This is a genomic window from Mesorhizobium sp. M2C.T.Ca.TU.002.02.1.1 (assembly GCF_003997225.1).
In genome coordinates this window covers 1-1,027 of record NZ_RZTO01001294.1, presented here as the reverse complement: position 1 = coordinate 1,027, position 1,027 = coordinate 1, and the positions used below count along the sequence as shown (strand labels likewise).

The window sequence follows — 1,027 nt, the reverse complement described above, 5'->3', positions numbered from 1 at the left end:
CGTGAGAGGCTATCCAACGAACCAGGCTTGCGGTGACCCAAATATTAGGTCATTTTAATAGTCTATTGGGGCACAGAGGGGAAAACAATGGCAAAGGCAACTACAAAGCCGAGAAAACCGACAGCAGCAGATAAAAAGCGCGCCTATCGCCGCCTTAGCGATACCGAAAAGAAACAGATGATGATGGACTGGATAAAAACCAAGCCAATCGTCGTCGATGACGAAGCATTTTCTGCTATACTTGAGAATACAGTTTTACCTCGCCATCGCATGGCCGACAAATTGGCAAATGAGGTGCAAGAACTTTTAGAAGATCACGCAAAAATCCAGCGCGACCCGAAATTGTCAAAGCGTCTTAGGGAAGCAATTAAGAAAATAGATACTGTTGTTGGAGCCCTGGGGCACGAGGAGGCTTACGCGAATACCCCTCTCATGACTCCTCCACCTATATACTGGAACAAAAAATAGCGCCTTGCGGATTCGACGCGCATCCACGTTATCCATCCACCCGGACGGTCAAGATTTTGTAGTAGAAAACTACAGGATCGGACAGCGCATACGTTGTGACTTGATGGTGCTGAAGATAATCTCTCTGGCCAATGAATGGATCGAGATAAGCCGGGTCATTGAGAATTTCAGAGACGAGAATGGGTCCCTCCTCAAGGCAGTAATAGCAGAGGGTATGAAATCCGGAATCTTATTGTGCGAAGGCGAGCCAGACGCGGACGCAGATAGGGAATTCAGCGAAAGATGGCAGTGGGGGACCACGGCTGGCGCATACTATTTCAGTACAAAGTATGTAAAGTACGCCTCACAGGCGGAGCTAGCAGCAAAACGGGCCAGTGACATTGCGAGAAAAGATCGAGTAAATCTCTACAACAGACATAACTCCCGGATTTTTGATGAGATTAAACTCTCTGAACCGCGCTTGGACAGCGGAATAATGTCAATTATGGCCAAACGAAGAAGCAGTAGACTTTATAGTGAGCGCCAAATAACTGCACAAAACTTAGCACAAATACTGTAT

General features: G+C 46.9%; 2 protein-coding genes. Both read left to right on the top strand.

All coding sequences use genetic code 11. The annotated features are described in order from the left end of the window. Positions 1-87 precede the first annotated feature (87 nt). The gene (locus EOD07_RS35590) at positions 88-468 is read left to right on the top strand and encodes a hypothetical protein (RefSeq protein ID WP_127238450.1); all 381 of its coding nucleotides are present in this window, start codon (positions 88-90) and stop codon (positions 466-468) included. 103 nt (positions 469-571) lie between these two features. Beyond that, a partial coding sequence (locus EOD07_RS35585; protein ID WP_164772908.1) for a hypothetical protein occupies positions 572-1,027 on the top strand: 456 nt, incomplete at its 3' end.

What these genes read in the sequence shown, in the direction of transcription:
- EOD07_RS35590 (WP_127238450.1), top strand. Translation starts at nt 88, where the DNA reads ATGGCAAAGGCAACTACAAAGCCGAGAAAACCGACAGCAGCAGATAAA.